The 16,802-nt window shown below is 37.5% G+C and carries 16 protein-coding genes and 1 pseudogene; 10 read left to right on the plus strand and 7 right to left on the minus strand.

Going from position 1 to position 16,802, the window contains the following annotated elements; genetic code table 11:
• Window positions 1-47 precede the first annotated feature (47 nt).
• The 3 genes from HMPREF0014_RS19390 (at window position 48) to yccS (ending at window position 4,203) form a co-directional block, all read left to right on the plus strand.
• Window positions 48-1,166 (plus strand): AI-2E family transporter, encoded by a 1,119-nt coding sequence (locus HMPREF0014_RS19390; RefSeq protein WP_002048810.1) that lies wholly within the window; start codon window positions 48-50, stop codon window positions 1,164-1,166.
• 116 nt (window positions 1,167-1,282) lie between these two features.
• Window positions 1,283-1,858: a superoxide dismutase family protein gene (gene sodC, locus HMPREF0014_RS19395; RefSeq protein ID WP_006580736.1), complete on the plus strand. Its 576-nt coding sequence runs from the start codon at window positions 1,283-1,285 to the stop codon at window positions 1,856-1,858.
• 194 nt (window positions 1,859-2,052) lie between these two features.
• A complete protein-coding gene (gene yccS, locus HMPREF0014_RS19400) occupies window positions 2,053-4,203 on the plus strand; it encodes a YccS family putative transporter (RefSeq protein ID WP_006580737.1) in 2,151 nt (716 codons plus the stop codon).
• A gap of 36 nt (window positions 4,204-4,239) precedes the next feature.
• Here yccS and HMPREF0014_RS19405 read toward each other — a convergent pair whose 3' ends face one another.
• Together HMPREF0014_RS19405 and HMPREF0014_RS19410 are read right to left on the minus strand one after the other, a co-directional pair.
• Window positions 4,240-5,469, minus strand: a complete 1,230-nt coding sequence (locus tag HMPREF0014_RS19405) for an MFS transporter (RefSeq protein WP_004884654.1) — start codon at window positions 5,467-5,469, stop codon at window positions 4,240-4,242.
• A 368-nt stretch (window positions 5,470-5,837) separates the two neighbouring features.
• On the minus strand, window positions 5,838-6,203 hold the full coding sequence (locus tag HMPREF0014_RS19410; RefSeq protein WP_002051788.1) for a hypothetical protein: 366 nt from the start codon (window positions 6,201-6,203) through the stop codon (window positions 5,838-5,840).
• 221 nt (window positions 6,204-6,424) lie between these two features.
• Here HMPREF0014_RS19410 and HMPREF0014_RS19415 point away from each other — a divergent pair, with 221 nt between their 5' ends.
• On the plus strand, window positions 6,425-7,012 hold the full coding sequence (locus HMPREF0014_RS19415) for an NAD(P)H-dependent oxidoreductase (RefSeq protein ID WP_006580739.1): 588 nt from the start codon (window positions 6,425-6,427) through the stop codon (window positions 7,010-7,012).
• Between the two features lie 13 nt (window positions 7,013-7,025).
• Window positions 7,026-7,340, plus strand: a complete 315-nt coding sequence (locus HMPREF0014_RS19420; protein ID WP_004711717.1) for a putative quinol monooxygenase — start codon at window positions 7,026-7,028, stop codon at window positions 7,338-7,340.
• Between the two features lie 45 nt (window positions 7,341-7,385).
• On the opposite strand, the gene HMPREF0014_RS19425 is transcribed toward HMPREF0014_RS19420, so the two are convergent.
• Entirely contained in the window at window positions 7,386-7,754 is a 369-nt protein-coding gene (locus tag HMPREF0014_RS19425) for a hypothetical protein (RefSeq protein ID WP_002051640.1), read from the minus strand.
• 185 nt (window positions 7,755-7,939) lie between these two features.
• Here HMPREF0014_RS19425 and HMPREF0014_RS19430 point away from each other — a divergent pair, with 185 nt between their 5' ends.
• Window positions 7,940-8,728: a hypothetical protein gene (locus tag HMPREF0014_RS19430; RefSeq protein WP_006580742.1), complete on the plus strand. Its 789-nt coding sequence runs from the start codon at window positions 7,940-7,942 to the stop codon at window positions 8,726-8,728.
• Between the two features lie 66 nt (window positions 8,729-8,794).
• Here the strand turns inward: HMPREF0014_RS19430 and HMPREF0014_RS19435 are convergent, their stop codons facing one another.
• Complete coding sequence (locus tag HMPREF0014_RS19435) at window positions 8,795-10,204, minus strand: FAD-binding oxidoreductase (RefSeq protein ID WP_002051720.1); 1,410 nt, start codon at window positions 10,202-10,204, stop codon at window positions 8,795-8,797.
• Between the two features lie 378 nt (window positions 10,205-10,582).
• Between HMPREF0014_RS19435 and serA the strand changes: the two genes are divergently transcribed.
• The 3 genes from serA (at window position 10,583) to HMPREF0014_RS19450 (ending at window position 13,752) form a co-directional block, all read left to right on the plus strand.
• Window positions 10,583-11,815 (plus strand): phosphoglycerate dehydrogenase, encoded by a 1,233-nt coding sequence (gene serA / locus HMPREF0014_RS19440; protein WP_002051786.1) that lies wholly within the window; start codon window positions 10,583-10,585, stop codon window positions 11,813-11,815.
• A 98-nt stretch (window positions 11,816-11,913) separates the two neighbouring features.
• Complete coding sequence (locus HMPREF0014_RS19445) at window positions 11,914-12,798, plus strand: EamA family transporter (RefSeq protein ID WP_004884668.1); 885 nt, start codon at window positions 11,914-11,916, stop codon at window positions 12,796-12,798.
• A gap of 90 nt (window positions 12,799-12,888) precedes the next feature.
• A complete protein-coding gene (locus HMPREF0014_RS19450) occupies window positions 12,889-13,752 on the plus strand; it encodes an EamA family transporter (RefSeq protein WP_006580743.1) in 864 nt (287 codons plus the stop codon).
• A 7-nt stretch (window positions 13,753-13,759) separates the two neighbouring features.
• Here HMPREF0014_RS19450 and HMPREF0014_RS19455 read toward each other — a convergent pair whose 3' ends face one another.
• From HMPREF0014_RS19455 to truB, 3 genes are all read right to left on the minus strand, one after another.
• The gene (locus HMPREF0014_RS19455) at window positions 13,760-14,203 is read right to left on the minus strand and encodes a hemerythrin domain-containing protein (protein ID WP_002051715.1); all 444 of its coding nucleotides are present in this window, start codon (window positions 14,201-14,203) and stop codon (window positions 13,760-13,762) included.
• A gap of 211 nt (window positions 14,204-14,414) precedes the next feature.
• Window positions 14,415-15,191 (minus strand): TSUP family transporter, encoded by a 777-nt coding sequence (locus HMPREF0014_RS19460; protein ID WP_004711708.1) that lies wholly within the window; start codon window positions 15,189-15,191, stop codon window positions 14,415-14,417.
• Between the two features lie 19 nt (window positions 15,192-15,210).
• The gene (truB, locus tag HMPREF0014_RS19465) at window positions 15,211-16,116 is read right to left on the minus strand and encodes a tRNA pseudouridine(55) synthase TruB (protein WP_006580744.1); all 906 of its coding nucleotides are present in this window, start codon (window positions 16,114-16,116) and stop codon (window positions 15,211-15,213) included.
• 153 nt (window positions 16,117-16,269) lie between these two features.
• Between truB and HMPREF0014_RS19470 the strand changes: the two are divergent.
• A pseudogene (locus tag HMPREF0014_RS19470) lies at window positions 16,270-16,710 on the plus strand (lipase chaperone); the annotation flags it as partial.
• Window positions 16,711-16,802: the final 92 nt, after the last annotated feature.

Below are 16,802 nucleotides of genomic sequence, written 5' to 3' on the forward strand. Positions count from 1 at the left end.
AGTTAATATGACCCCATTCTATTTAAATAATTAGAGAATTTTTGTTCGTGCATCCATACGCTCCTACTTTACAGCGCGTTTTATTGTTTGGGCTGTTTTTCATCCTGTTATTTTTAGGATTTAACATCCTGAAGTACTTTATTGTACCTGTAGTTTGGGCTGCGATTATCGCTTATATGACTTGGCCAATTTATTTAAGAATTCAGCGTTTTTTTGGCGAAAACCGTAATAATTTAAATGCCACAGTCATGATTAGCTTTGTTATTTTAGTTGTTGGTGTACCCCTAATCTGCGCTATTTTTATTTTGCAACATGAAGGTCGCAATCTCTATCTTGATTTACAGCGTCAGGTTTTTTCTGGTCATTTAAGCGTACCTGATTTCATTAAAAATCTTCCTTTTATTGGCAAAGAAATAACCAGAACACTAAATGATATAAACACCGACCCGAATAGTACGATTCAGAGTATTGCAGCTTGGATACAAAGCCATTTAAGTTATGGGCGAGTTTTAATCAATGAAATTAGTAAAAATCTCGTCAAACTTGGTTTTGCAATTTTAAGTCTTTTCTTCTTTTACCGTGACGGTCACACGATCTTAACTCAAGTGAGTAAAGCCTTAGAAATGGTGATTGGCCTACGTATTCACCATTATCTAGATACAATTTCAGAAACAACCCGTGCCGTTGTCTATGGTGTCGGTTTAACTGCAATTGCTCAAGCAGTACTTGCTGGATTGAGTTATTTCGTCGCTGGTGTACCGAATCCAATGGTGCTCACGATTGCGACGTTCTTATTAGCACTCATTCCCTTCGGTACCCCTGTTTCCTATTTAGGTGTTGGTCTATGGCTGTTTTCACAAGGACAAACCATGGAAGCCATTGGCGTGGTTTTATGGGGTGTTCTGATTGTAAGTAGCTCAGACAATGTGATTCGCCCACTTGTAATTTCTGGTGCAACTCAAATTCCGTTTTTACTGATTATGTTTGGTGTACTGGGTGGTATTGCGAGTTTTGGTTTAGTCGGTTTATTTATTGGCCCTGTTATTTTAGCTGTTTTATTAGCGATTTGGCGTGAATGGCTTCATGAAACGATTGATCCTGAACCCATGCCCAAAACGACCATGATTTATGATTCGGATGATGATTTACCACCATCTAAAAATTAAGCCAATGATTTAAAAATGTTTCAGGATACAAAGTGACTATTTAAATTAACTTGTAGGGTTTACAGGACTTTGCTTGAATAAAAAAATTAGATTTATATCTATAAGGACATCTAATAATGCCAGTATTAAATAAAATGAGTGCAGTATGTGCACTAACAGCTTTATTAACAGTTGGTTGTAGTACGGTAAGCAAAACAGTATCTGATACGACTCATGCATTAACGACAATGCATACCAAAAAAGTAGTCGATGTAAATGAAGTCACAGCTAATGGGATTGGTAAAAAAATCGGGACGATTAGCTTTCAAGACAGTGATAAAGGCTTAATTATTACCCCTGCTTTAGCAGATTTACCAAGCGGTACTCGTGGTTTCCATATTCATGAAAATGCATCGTGTGCTCCTGCTGTTAAAGACGGAAAACCAGGTGCTGCTTTAGCTGCGGGTAGTCACTATAATCCTAATCAAGCACCACATCATGGTACACCAACTAACGGGCACTTGGGTGACTTACCGGCATTAGTCGTTGACAATACTGGTGTAGCTACCACTGCTGTTATTGCACCACGTTTAAAACTTGCTGACATTCAAGGTCGTGCCATCATGATTCATGCGGGTGGTGATAACTATTCAGATTCTCCTCTACCTTTAGGCGGTGGCGGAGCACGAATTGCCTGTGGCGTAATTCAATAATTTGTTATTTTTTAAATTGTGGGTATCTAAAAAGATATCCACAATTTTGTTATTTTATTAAGCAATTTAGATAAATTAATTATTATAAAATCTTAAAAACAAACTGACTTTTTTAAATAAAACGCATAATATTTTTCAAGTAATAAAAATTTAAATACCCCTTATCACGTACCCTCTCATTTAGAAAAAAAGCAGTGAATTATTTGACTCAAATATTTAATCGTTTTAAAGCGAATTCAATTTTAATTTACTGCCTGCAAATTTTAATTGTACTCACAGGCACAACTTTAGGCTTACTGTGGTTGGGTCATAACGAACTCATTGTTCCTGTAACGTTAGGTGCGATTGCCGCAGCACTAACAGATTTTGATGATCGCTTAAGTCTTCGTTTACGCAACTTACTGTATGTCTGCCTACTCTTTTTTACTGTCAGCACTATTCTTGGATTTTTAGCACCCTATAAACTTTTATTTATTTTATATCTTTCAATTTCAAGTGCTTGTTTCATTTTATTGGGCGCCTTAGGTCAGCGCTACGCTACCATTTCTTTTGGTACAATTTTACTTTCAATTTATAGCATGTTTGGTTTAGGAGAATATGCTCACTGGTATCAACAGCCTACTTATTTTGTCTATGGCGCACTGTGGTACGGTCTAACTTCTATTTTATTTTTTATTCTTAAACCAACCCTTCCTTTACAAGATAAGCTTTCGCAAATTTTTGAAGAAATCTCTGCCTTACTTCAAGCTAAAGCGCGCTTGTTCGATCCTGATAATAAAGAAAATGTTGAACAGCTTTTATTTGAATTATCACTACAAAATACGCAAGTCGCGCAAAGCCTTAACCAAATACGTAGCTCCCTGCTTACTCGCCTTAAGGCATCACGAGTCAGTAATAAAAGTATTTACTGGTTAAACCTGTACTTTTTTGCCCGCGATATACATGAACAAGCGACTTCTAATTATCTACACTACGAACATATTCAACAAAATTTTAGCCGTAGTGATCTTATTTTCCGTTTTCAAAAAAATCTGCGTTTACAGGCCCAAGCTTGCCACGATTTAGCCCAATGTATTTTGCATAACCAGCAATATCAGTCTTCTCAAGAAGGACAAATTGTTTTAAACCATTTGGAAAGTTCTTTAAAAGACTGGATACAACAGCACCCGCAAAATTTTGAAGTTAAAAATCTAAAATTGATTTTTAATAATTTAAAAGGCATGCATGAACAATTTGAACAGCTTCAATATGCGCAGCCATTTAATGAAACGCTAAGTCAAAACAAACAAGAACACCTCAATTTGCTAGATGATGATATTCAAGGTTTTTCTGACCTTGTATTAAAAATTCGGCAGCAACTAACACCACAATCTGCCCTATTTAGACATGCAATACGAATTGCGGTTGTGTTTGCTGCGGGTTACGCAATTTCTCTATTACCTTTTGCCCAACATGGCTACTGGATTTTACTCACTAGTTTATTTGTTTGCCAAATTACTTACTTTGCAACCAAAAGTCGTTTAAAGCTTAGAACAATTGGAACCTTACTTGGCGTTTTATGGGGTATTCCTATTTTGTATTTTGTTCCAAGCATTGAAGGTCAACTCATTCTCACTATTATTTGTGGAGTTAGCTTTTTCTACTTGCGCCAGAAGAAATATGCTTTGGCAACACTGATGGCAACCTTAATGGTATTGCTCATTTTCAACTTAAAAGGTGCAGGTTTCAGTATTATTTTACCTCGTCTAATCGACACCTTATTAGGCTGCTTTATTGCATGGCTTGCTGTTAATTTTATATGGCCAGACTGGAACTTTCGTAATATTCCAAACAATATTAAAAAAAGTAGCCAAGCCACACTGGATTATTTCAATATGATTGTTGAGCAATACCAGCATGGTAAAAATCAGGACATTGAATATCGTAGAATTCGCCGTGCTGCACATAATGCACAAATTGAGCTCTCGAATATGATTTCGAGCTTAAGTGCTGAGCCCAACCCAAAACCGGAGCTGATTCATTACGCCTTTCGTTATTTAGTTTATAGTCATAGCCAGTTGAGTTATGTCGCAGCATTAGGTAGCCAAAGACAAAAAATTGAAGATCAACAGGTATTACAGCTTTTACTGGATTGCCAGCAAATTCTTAACCAAAGTTTATTTGAACAAGTTTCTGTTGACTTGAATTTTATTGAGCAAACTTTAAAGCAAATTCAAAGCTTAACAACTCATGAAGACTTTTCAGAAAGCTACACGCTCGTGTTAAAACAAATGAGCTTACTATTAGAAATCTTGCCTGAGTTGTTGACCCTTAAAAACAAACTTTTAGAGCAAGAAATTAAGTAGAATAAAAAATACCGGAATATAAATTCCGGTATTTTTTTAATGTAAATTTTGTGCAACTCTTTCCTGCATTTCCTCTTTTAAGGCCAAGCGTGGTTGAGTAAACCACAGTGCGATAAATGCAAAAGCAGATAGCACGAAAGCCCATAAGTGAAATTGAGTATAGAGATAACGTACAAGCTCAATCATTGCAAAAAAGCTCGTCATTAATAGCATTGAAACAGCAGCAGCTACAGTTCCTTTCGACACTTCAGATGACATAAGTGCAAAGCGATACAACACTGAGAAACTAATTCCTTCACCAAAGCAAATAAGTGTCATTCCCGTAAGTAAACAAGGAATTAAATAAGTTTGCCAGACAACACCTAATATTAAAATGACTGTACCAGTGAGCATAATCGGTAAACCAATTAGGACTGTTTTACCTAAAGCCAAACGGTCAATAATTTTAATTAAAACGATGTTACCTACAATTAAACCTAAAAATACTGGGAATTGAGCTAATCCATATTGCACACTCGTTAGCTTGAGTTCATCGACCAAAATAATGGGCGATAACGCAATCCAAAGCATAAGCGGCATACCGACAAGCGGTAAGGCTAGCGTTAAACCAAGGAATTGCCGATTGCTAAATACTTTTTTAAAGTCATCAAAAAGATAACTAAAAGGCTGTTTGGTCACACTTACCTTCTGACTCGGCATTTGTTTCTTTAAGCCAACCCAACTCAGCAGTGCAAGTAAAGCAATTGCCACAAAACCCCAGTGCCAAGATACATAATCAATTAAGAAGGCTCCAAGTACAGGTCCTAGCAAGGGCGCAAGCAATGAGATGTTTGCCATGAGTGCCATGACTTTAATTGCATCACGTTCGGCAAAATTTTCTTGAATTGCCGCATATCCGACTGCTGAAATTACACTTAGCCCAATACCTTGTAGAAAACGTAATGTCAGAAAGTGTTCGATTTGTCTTGTTAATAAAATTAAAAAACAACACAAGGCAAAAAATAATACACCAGTTAAAAGAACTTTCTTACGCCCCAATCGGTCTGATAAAGGCCCAAGTAACCATGCAACAGATGCACCACCTAATAAATAAAATGACATTGAAGACGGTGCCCACGTTGCACTCACACCAAAATCTTCAGTAATTGCCAACATAGCTGGCTGAATCAGGTCATTACCAATATAAACCGCAAATTCAAATAGCACTAAAGCTAAAGGAAACATCAACGTTGTACGGTTCAACGCTGTCGTTTGAATATTATTCATGAGTTGTACACTTCAAAATAGCGGCCAAAATGTCTCAGCAACTACATATTGAAATAAATAATGTAGTCATGACGATGACAGTATGGTCAGTCAATCTTTAGTTAAGCTGTTATATGCCGTGAGAGTGCATGTTTAGAATGTGAAACACCGTATTCACAAGGTGTCTAAGACAAGAAAAAATGTATGACGTGAGATTCGGTAATTTTTACCATTTGGCTTAATTGCCGGATGACACAATATCACTTTTTATATTGATCATCAATCGGACAATTCCAACCATTTTAAATTCTATATTTTGCTTAGCCTCAACCCACTTTTATATTGTGAATAACTCTAAAGTTATCCACATATCTTCTAAAGATTCAGCCTTAAGGACAAGGATTAACTTGGAAATCTGTTGTTTCCTGCCCTTTTGTACATTGGTAGCTTTGCTTTTTATTTACGATTTTCCAAATGGTCTGATCACGTTTTAATAAATATTCAGTACGTGTTTTTGATATAGCATCTTCACTAGGCACAGTTTGTAAAATAGTTACTTGTGCATTAGAAGCATCATCCAAAGCATTCATTTGCTGTGAAATACTTAAATTACTTGCGTTATTTAAAAGGTTTGGTTGATCGATCAAAACAGCTTGTATCGGACTATTAGCTTGAGGTGTAGGTGGGTTTGTATTCGGTGTACATGCACTCAGAACCAATAAATTACACATCATGAGTAAACCAATTTTTTTCATACTCAACTCCACCACAACTTCACCTTGATGCTAAAGGCTACAAACAATTTTTTCCGTTCAACTTTGTAAAATATATCTTTCAAGTAAAGCATAAATACAATATATCCAGTCCATATTAGTGATTTTTACTCAATAATATTTTTCCAATTACTGCATTTTTCTCTAAGAGTATCTTCTCTAAAGTATCGCTCAAGTTTAAGAATTGAATTAGAGAAACTTCCATGAGCAATATTTTAGTCATTAATGGCGCTAAACAATTTGCGCATTCAAATGGTGAATTAAATGACACACTCACGGCATTGGCAACGGACCATCTCACTGAACTAGGCCATGACGTACAAGTCACTCGTGCAGATAGCGACTACAATGCAGAAGCTGAGGTAGAAAAATTCTTATGGGCAGATGTCGTGATTTATCAAATACCCGGCTGGTGGATGGGTGCACCGTGGACTGTAAAAAAATATATTGATGATGTATTTACGACAGGTCACGGTTCATTATATGCAAACGATGGTCGTAGCCGCTCTGATACCTCAAAAAAATATGGTTCAGGTGGTTTAATTCATGACAAGAAATATATGCTGTCACTCACTTGGAATGCACCGATGGAAGCATTTGACGATGCGGATCAGTTCTTCCACGGCGTTGGTGTAGATGGTGTTTATTTACCATTTCATAAAGCCAATCAGTTTTTAGGTATGAGCACTCTGCCAACTTTCATTGTAAACGATGTGATTAAAATGCCTGACATTGATAGTTACGTTGAAGAATATAAAGCACATCTAAACACTGTATTTGCAGCAGCCTAATCCGGAGAAAACCATGCTTACCATTATTGCGGAAATTCGTACTCAATCGGGTGGACAGCACCGCCAAAACGTATTGGATGCATTTCAGAAAATCATTCCAACTGTTTTAGCAGAAGAAGGTTGTCATGGTTATGAACCTTTAATTGACCATAAATCAAATGCGAGCTTCCAGACTCAAGAGCCTGACACGATTGTTATGTTAGAAAAATGGGAAAGCGTGGCTCATCTTGAAGCACACTTAGCTACACCTCATATGCAAGCGCATCATGAAGCAGTCAAAGATGATGTAGTTGATGTCAAAATTAGAATTTTAGAGAGTGGCGCATAATTTAAAGGGTATAAAAAAGACGATATATTTATCGTCTTTTTATTTTTATGAGCAAAGCTGTGTTTGGAAACCTTTAGTATTTTTTCCTCTCGCACATTGGTAGCTCTTTTGCTTATTTTGCAATTGCCACTTTTCATCGACTAATTTAAATGAATATTCTGTACGAATAGCTGAAACAGAGTCATCCATTAAACCTGTTTGAATGACCGTAATACGAGAAACAGTCGGAGACTCTACACGGTTAAACACTTGCTGAACTGAGGTGTTATTGTGCTCTTTTACAATCTCAGGTTGAGCTTTAAGTACTTGTTGCATTGGGGTTTCCGAACCCACAAATGGAATTAATTTACTGGTCGTCGCACACCCAGTGAAAAGTCCAGCACAAAGTGCCGAAATTAAAAATAAACGTTGCATTTTTATCACCAAAACAAAAGGCATAGCTTTATGATGCTATGCCTTGCTCGGTTACTCTGTAGAAACTATGTAGTTGTAAGTATGGCTACTCTTTTACAGACCAAATATTTGTTCTTGCTTACTCAACTTTAATGACAATCGTTTGATAAAATTAATTTCAAATACACATAACAAATAGGATCGCTATGCAACTGACTTATGCGGGACAAGTTTTCTTGGTGGTCGTTGCAGTTTTGATGATTTGGTCATTTGTACTCACCAAGTTTTGGGTCAAGCGTTTAGCTAAAAATCGTAAAAGTAGTAAATTTGAATTTGCTTATTTATTTGCCGTGGTTTTTAGTATTAGTGCTTTATTTTTCCCATTTACTTATTGGGTTTCTCAGGCAGTCTACGGCTTAGCAACCAAACCAACTTACGATGCAACTGTAGTGAGTTATACTTCTGAATGGGTAGATACTGAACGCACAGACTCAAATGGGCGTAAATATAAAACTAAAACACTCATGCATACTGCTCAGGTTCAATTTAAAGATAATCAAAATAGAACTCTAACTTTAGATAATTCAGTTCGCTCTGTTGATATGCCTGTAGTTGGTGAACATATTACTGTTGTTTATGAATCTGGTGATCACACAGCGCAAGAAAAGAGCTGGCGAACAATTCTATTGTTTGCAGCCGCTTTATTTATGCTATTTATTTTAGGTTATGTGTTGCTCATGATTATTGCCTACAGTCTAAAGCGCGACATGGAACCCTACAAAACATTTGCTAGCATGTTAATTTTTAAAGTCACGCTTCCACTTGGAACAATGGCGATGTTTTCGATGTTGTCTTATTCTATTTTTGCCTATTTCTTTTTAGGTAATCCAAGGGATTTACCTCTATGGGCCATTGTGCTTTGTAGTTTTTTTGCTCTTAGTCTTTTACCGTTGATTTATCATATTCTGACAGGTTGGAAAACGTACAAGAAATAAAAAATTTAATAAAAAAGCGTATCTTACGATACGCTTTTAGCAGAACTTCTTTTATTTAATAAAGCATTAGAGATCAAATAATTTACCCGGGTTCATAATACCTTTCGGGTCAAATACTTTTTTCAAAGCTTTCATATATTCAATTTCTTCAGGAGAACGCGAATATTCCAAATATGGCTTTTTCGTCATACCTACGCCATGCTCAGCAGAGATTGAACCATCGTATTTTTTCACGGTATCAAATACATATTTATTTACCACCTGACATTTCGCAAAGAACTCATCTTTGGTTAAGTTTTCAGGTTTCAAAATATTTAAGTGCAAGTTACCGTCACCGATATGACCGAACCAGCAAATTTCAAAATCAGGATAGTTCTCTTGAACAATTGCATCAATCTCACGAATAAATGCAGGTACGTGAGTAATTAATACAGAAATATCATTTTTGTATGGAATAAACGGTGCAATAGATTCAGAAATATCTTCGCGTAAACGCCATAAACTCTCTACTTGATCAAGGCTTTGGCTCATCACGCCATCAAGTACCCAGCCCTGCTCCATACAGTGCTCGAAAATTTCCATTGCTTTGTCGATAATCGGCTCGTATGGTGCTTCAAACTCAAGCAATACATAGAACGGACATTCGGTTTCAAATGGACGTTGTACATGACCATTGTTTAAAACTTTTTGCATTGCAAGTTCACCAAAGAACTCAAATGCTGTTAAGTCGATATCTTTTTGGAACGCATGTAATACAGGCATCACTGCATCAAAATCAGGAACACCTAAAACTAAAACTTGTAAGTTTTGTGGTTGACGCTCAAGTTTAATTTCTGCTTCGGTCACTAAACCTAATGTACCTTCACCACCAATAAACAAATGCTGTAATGCATAACCAGTTGCATTTTTAACCATGCCTTTGTTTAAACGTAAAATGTCGCCTTTACCAGTAACAACAGTTAAACCAAGCACCCAGTTACGTGTCATGCCATATTTAATGACTTTAATACCGCCAGCATTGGTACCAATATTACCGCCAATCTGACTAGAACCTGCTGATGCAAAGTCAACCGGATAATACATACCTTGTTCTTCTGCATAATTCTGCAATTGCTCAGTCACAACACCAGCTTGAACACGCACCATACGGTCTGCCGGGAAGAACTCAAGAATTTGGTTCATTTTGTCCATACTAATGACAATTTCACCATTGGTTGCTACTGCGCCAGCAGAGAGACCAGTACGGCCACCAGATGGCGTAATCGCGACATTAAACTGGTTCGCAAGTTTTACAACTGCCTGAACTTGTTCAGTCGTTGATGGAAAAACGATGACCGATGGGTTCGGATTAAAATGCTTGGTATGATCTTTACCCCAGTTTTCGAGACTATCAGCATCGGTTTTAATACGGTTTTCACCGACGATTGCTGTTAATTGGGTGAGTAACTCAGGTGTTAAAGCGACTGGAGCATTCATCGTTTGCAGACCTAGCAAGAAGTAAACTGTGGTGGGACTATGACCTCATATTCTCAAGGTTTTCACCTGAGCAAAGCCATAATGTTCAAGGAACTTCTATATTCTACATGTAACCGCACAAGCGATAAAGTTCATAATAGAGATACTGTCACTACAAAACATGTTTAAAACCAATAAATGTGTTTTTATAAGGCTCTAAAGGAAAACCTAAGCCCTCAAGAATACCAAGCATATTTCATAGCGCTCGGCAAGCCATAAACAGAAGTGATTAGACATAGATAAAATTGCCATAAGGCGATGGTATAAACGAAATATCTATAGCGCTGCCCAGTATGTTATTATACCGCCACCAAATTTGGCCTTTGTAGCGGAGCCGTAATGAGCCAACATCTTTCACTACCTAAAGATAAAATCCGTTTCCTTTTGTTAGAAGGCGTTCACCAAAACGCAGTCGATACTTTAAACGCTGCGGGTTACACCAATATTGACTATCGTAAAACTGCTCTTGAAGGCGAAGCGCTTAAAGAAGCAATTAAAGATGCTCACTTTATTGGTATTCGTTCGCGTACCCAATTGACTGAAGAAGTTTTCGAAGCTGCAAATAAATTGATCGCAGTAGGTTGTTTCTGTATCGGAACAAACCAAGTTGATCTCAAAGCAGCAATGGCACGTGGTATTCCTGTATTCAACGCACCATATTCAAATACGCGTTCGGTAGCAGAGCTTGTTCTTGCTGAAACAATTCTTCTTCTTCGCCGTGTTCCTGAAAAGTCAGCGGCTTGTCATCGTGGTGGTTGGGACAAATCTGCTGTGGGTTCTTTTGAAACTCGTGGCAAAACTTTAGGTATTGTGGGTTACGGTTCCATCGGTTCTCAACTTTCAGTTCTTGCTGAAAGCATGGGTATGCATGTTATTTATTATGATGCAGTCACTAAGTTACCAATGGGTAATGCTCGCCAAGTTGGTTCTTTAGATGAACTTTTAGCAACTGCTGATGTTGTGACTTTGCATGTACCAGATGTTCCGTCTACACGTAACTTCTTTACTAAAGAACAATTTGCAAAAATGAAAGAAGGCGCAATCTTCTTAAATGCTGCACGTGGTACATGTGTAGTAATCGAAGATTTAGCTGATGCAATCAAATCTGGTCACCTTGCTGGTGCAGCGGTTGACGTATTCCCTAAAGAACCAAAAGCAAATGGCGAAGAATTCCAGTCTCCACTTCGTGGTTTAGACAATGTGATCTTGACTCCTCACGTTGGTGGTTCAACGATGGAAGCTCAAGCAAACATCGGTTTAGAAGTAGCAGAGAAATTCGTTGCTTACTCTGACAAGGGTATGACACTTTCTGCGGTAAACTTCCCAGAAATCGCGTTGCCATTAACAGCGGGTCAACACCGTTTACTACACATCCATAAAAACGTACCGGGTGTATTGTCTAAAATCAACAACTTGTTTGCTGAACAAGGCATCAACATTTCTGGTCAGTCTCTTATGACTAAAGGTGACATTGGTTACCTCATTATGGATGTTGACGCTTCTGCATCTCAAGAAGCTTTAGATACATTACACGAAGTTGAAGGCACAATTCGCGTACGCGTATTGTTCTAATTCGAACTGTAAATTTAAAAGCCACAGCATTGTCTGTGGCTTTTTTATGGGTATTTACATTATCATGTGAAAAGTATACCAATTGATCAAATAATAAAATGTCCAGTCCAAGCCAGAAATCCCAGCTCCATGCTTTGGGCTTCCTTATTCTTGCTATGTTGAGCGTCCAAAGTAGCGCATCGTTAGCTAAAGTTTTATTTCAGAGCTTTCCTGTACTGACTGTTTCTGCAATGCGTTTATGTATTGGAGCGTGTATTCTGGCTTTTATTTTTAAAATCTGGCGAATTAATTTTAGTCAGGTTCGATGGAAAGCGATTTTGGCTTATGGCTTTGCTCTTGCAGGCATGAATGCTCTTTTCTATTTATCTCTTGAACGTTTGCCGATCGGTATTGCAGTTGCATTTGAATTTATTGGCCCATTAAGCGTGGCTTTATATCACGCGCGCCAAAAATATGATTTTGTATGGGTCACTTTCGCAATTCTTGGGCTCATTTTATTATTTCCTTTTAATCAAGCTCATAGCTTGGATTGGATCGGCGTTTTATTTGCAATGAGTGCAGGCGCATGTTGGGCGCTTTATATTATTGCAGGACAAAAACCTTCTGGAATTTCAGGTAATCACACCGTTTGTTTGGGTATGGCTATAGGTGCTTGCATACTTTTACCAATTACATTTTTTTCAGGCTCAATTGCTCAAGTTATAGAGCTGCCCTATCTTTTTTATTTTATTGGCTTAGCAATTTTGGCCAGTGCGCTTCCGTTTTCTTTAGAAATGTTAGCACTACGCAATTTAACCCCACTAAGCTTTGGAACATTGATGAGCCTAGAACCTGCAGTTGCAGCCCTTTCTGGCTTTATATTTTTAGGCGAATATCTGTTATGGAACCAATGGTTGGCGCTCGCAACAATTATTACTGCTTCCGTCGGTTGTACCATAACGACTCAAAAAGCTCGTCAACAACGTGAAAAAACAGCAGGTTAACGCTATAAAACCTGCTGGTTAAAACACAATATTGGCTATAATTAATCACTCTTATTTTTTAAATATCAAATGAAGCGTTAAGGTAAGTCCATGCAAAATCTTTCAATTATTGCTGTGCTATACATGATTTTGTCGATGGTCTCATATCAAATCAGCGCCTCATTTGCTAAGCAACTTATTGCAGTTTTGGACCCCCTTACCGTTACTATCTTAAGGTTATGTTTTGCCACAGTTATTGTTGCGGTCATGTTTCGCTCTTGGAAAATCTGGTCGCGCTTACCCTACTTAAAATGGCGTGATTTATTGATGTACTGTGCATCTTTAGGGTTAATGAATATTTTATTTTATACGTCGCTTGGAAAATTACCCCAAGGGATTGCTGTTGGATTAGAGTTTATTGGTCCATTAGGTCTTGCGCTTCTTTCGATTAAACAAAAGAGCGACTACATTTGGGTAGCGCTTGCCATGTTAGGTATTGCACTTATGGTACCTTGGCAAAACCCAGTTCAGCACCATTTCTCATATATAGGTGCAGCATGTGCTCTAGGTGCTGGGCTTTGCTGGGCGTTCTATATTTATTTCGGCCATAGAGTTGTGACTCAGAATATAGGAATGCATGCATTAACAATTGGAATCGGCGTATCTGCACTTGCATTACTACCAATTGGTATTTGGCATAATGCGCCTGCATTACTTGAGACACAGTACTGGGGTAAAGCATTACTTATCGCTATTTTAGCGACTGCAATTCCCTATGCACTCGACTTAATGGCACTCAAACAACTCAATAAATTAACTTATGGCACTCTAACGAGTTTAGCGCCAGCATTGGCAGCATTAACGGGTTTCCTATTACTTCACGAAGAAATCAGCATGCTGCAATGGGTGGCTTTGGCTTGCGTAATGCTGGCCTCGATTGGAGTTACTTTAAGAAGTACTAAAAAAGCTGCCTAGGTTTAATCTACTGCTGCTTTTTATACTTTTTATATTCCTTTAAATATTTATTGCCGAGCGTTTCTTTTTCGCTGTCTTTAAGAATTTTTCCAGCTTGTTGAAAAAATTTATGCTCTTCTTCTTTTAAATGATGATGAACTTTTTCACTTAACTGTCTGGCAGTGGCCAACCAGCTTGGGCTACTCATATCCGTTTTTTCAAGCTGTTCAACCAACTCATCCATTTCATGATGTTCAGATAAGGCATGTCGAGTAATATCCAAACCCACATCGTCAAACATTAAAGGGATATATAAATAACGGTCCTCGGCAACTGAATGAGCATAGAGTTCATTTTTTAATGCATCAAATAATTGTTTTCGTTCTTCAGTTAAACCATGAGTCTGGATTAATTGTTCAGAAAGGTTACGTTGATTTTCATGGCTTTCTCTTAATGCTTCGAAAATATTCATTCTCTTCCTCATTTTTTAGCTAAAAAATCTTTTTTATTTCAAGGTTTATGATACGTTGAAATTTATATTGTTTACGTAGCTTAAAATGAGACTATTTTTTACACAGTTCTCTTTCTAGTAAATTTCTGTAATGATTTTTATATTTCGAATTTTAAATGATACATAAAAGTATGAACCGAACTCAAAGACAGCTCATACTTTCAATACTATTTTAGCCCGTGACAAAAATTTGATACCCTAAACGGCAAATCAAGATACTGACTAAAATTAAAAAGATAATACGGACAAAACCACTACCGTATTTAAGCGCGGTACGCACCCCAACAATAGAACCAATAACGTTTGCAGCTGCCATCATTAAACCGATATGTAAAATAGCGTGACCAGTTGGAATCAGAAAACTCAACGCAGCAAGGTTCGTCATGAAGTTACCGATTTTTGACAATGCTGAAGCATGTAAAAAATCGACTTGTAAAAAGCGGATAAAGAAAAAGATAAAGAAACTACCCGTACCCGGCCCAAAAATACCGTCGTAAAAGCCAATCGCCAAACTACCAATACCTGCTAAAACTAGCATTTTCGTAGTAATTTTTTGCTCAGTATGAACTTGACCAAAATTCTTTTTTACTAAGGTATAGATGGCAATTACGATCAGCATTACAAACACAAAAGGGCGTAATACAGATTGTGGAATAAGTGATAAGCACGCTGCACCAGCAAATGAACTAATGAGAGCACAAATGGCAATGACTGCCAAAAGCTTCCATTGCAACTTCACTCTTTTTGCAAACGTATACGCCGCCGATGCCGTACCAAAAATCGATGAAACTTTATTTGTACCAATAACCGTTGCAGTCTGCATGGACGGGAAAGTACTCATGATGCCGGGAATCTGGATGAGTCCACCGCCACCAACGGCAGCATCAATTGCTCCCGCAGTAAACGCAAAAAAGATCAAACTAAGGATAACATCCCATTCCATGCCCATGCTCTATACTCTACATCTACTACAAATTTAAGATACGCTTAGGTACCAACCGTTTTTTATCAGTAATCTCAGCCAAACCTAAACAGCGTTCACCCGAAAAAACCAAAACTTCTGCTTCCGCAGAATGATCAATATTGCTTTCTAAACCATTGCAAAAATATTTTTCCCTTCCTTCAGGAACCTGAATTTTTAAGAAATGGTCAATTGGCGCATACACTGGTAGTAACAAAGTTTCTCTTTGCTCTTCCGTTAAGCTTTCTAAATATTCAATGGTATAACTTGGGATTAACTCAAAATGCCCTGTTTGAATACGGTGAAGTATTGTCAAATGACCACCACAGCCAAGTGCCTCACCAATATCTTCACCTAGCACACGAATATATGTTCCTTTAGAACAGGTTACATCTAGAGTGATACTATTTTCGGTAAATTCAATAAGCTCTAAAGCATAAATCGTAACTGGGCGCGCTTCACGTTCAATCTCGATTCCTTTTCTGGCAAGCTCATATAACGGCTTACCCTCTTTTTTTAACGCCGAATACATCGGTGGAACTTGTTGAATATCTCCCCTAAACTTTTCTAAAGTTTGCTCAATAAGCTCTTTGCTAAGAACAGGAATAGGACGTTCTTGTAAAATATCGCCTTCAACATCGCCTGTTGTTGTAGTTTGGCCTAATCGAACAGTCGTCTGATAACGCTTTGTCGAGTCCAGCAAATAATGTGAAAACTTAGTGGCCTCTCCTAGACAAATAGGAAGTAAACCAGTCGCTAATGGATCTAATGCGCCAGTATGGCCTGCCTTTTGGGCACGGTACAGCCAACGCACTTTTTGCAAAGCGGCGTTTGAACTGAGCCCTAATGGTTTATTTAATAGAAATACACCACTGATATGGCGACGAGAAATTTTTTGATTTTTTGTCGTCATTTTTACTGGAACACAAAGCTAGAAAAAAGTGCCGACATGTTAGCAAATTCGGCAAGATATTTTCAGAATATTTAGATGCGTTTTCACTTATTTTATGGCACATTAATGATCGAGTAAAAAAACAACAAATTAAAACTTAAGGAAGATATCTTTATGCAAAGGATGCAGAAAAAGATATTGTGGTGTGTGCTCGGATTTTTTATTTTGAGTCTCATCGCATGTGTATATTGGCTAAGCCCCGATTCGAAAAGTAGCTCACCTCGGTTCAATCAAGATGAGACTAAAACTTTAACATCTACTCATCAAACACCTTTAAATTCAATAACAAGTGATAATGCTTACTTAAGTAAAAGTCAGCAAGATACTCAAGTTAATTGCCAGTTAAAAATTGATAGTTCTCAACATTTAGTTGTAAATAACCAAACCCGTGACTGTTTTGAATATTTTATTACACAGTATGGAGAATCTAATTTACAACAAGTCAAAACGCATTTTGAGAAATTCATACAAGATCAGTATTTAGAACCAGCCCGCTCACAGATTATTGACTTGTGGACTCGTTATTTAAAATACCGTGAGCAGCTTGCACAAATTTGATCCTAGCCAAAATAATGGACAGTACTTCCCTCTAAAGATAACGTAACGTTAACTTTGGAGATCCAAGAAATGGCCAAACGTTTTAGTGC

Origin of the sequence: Acinetobacter sp. RUH 2624 (genome assembly GCF_000162375.2) — a bacterium.
Taxonomy (GTDB): Bacteria; Pseudomonadota; Gammaproteobacteria; order Pseudomonadales; family Moraxellaceae; genus Acinetobacter; species Acinetobacter nosocomialis.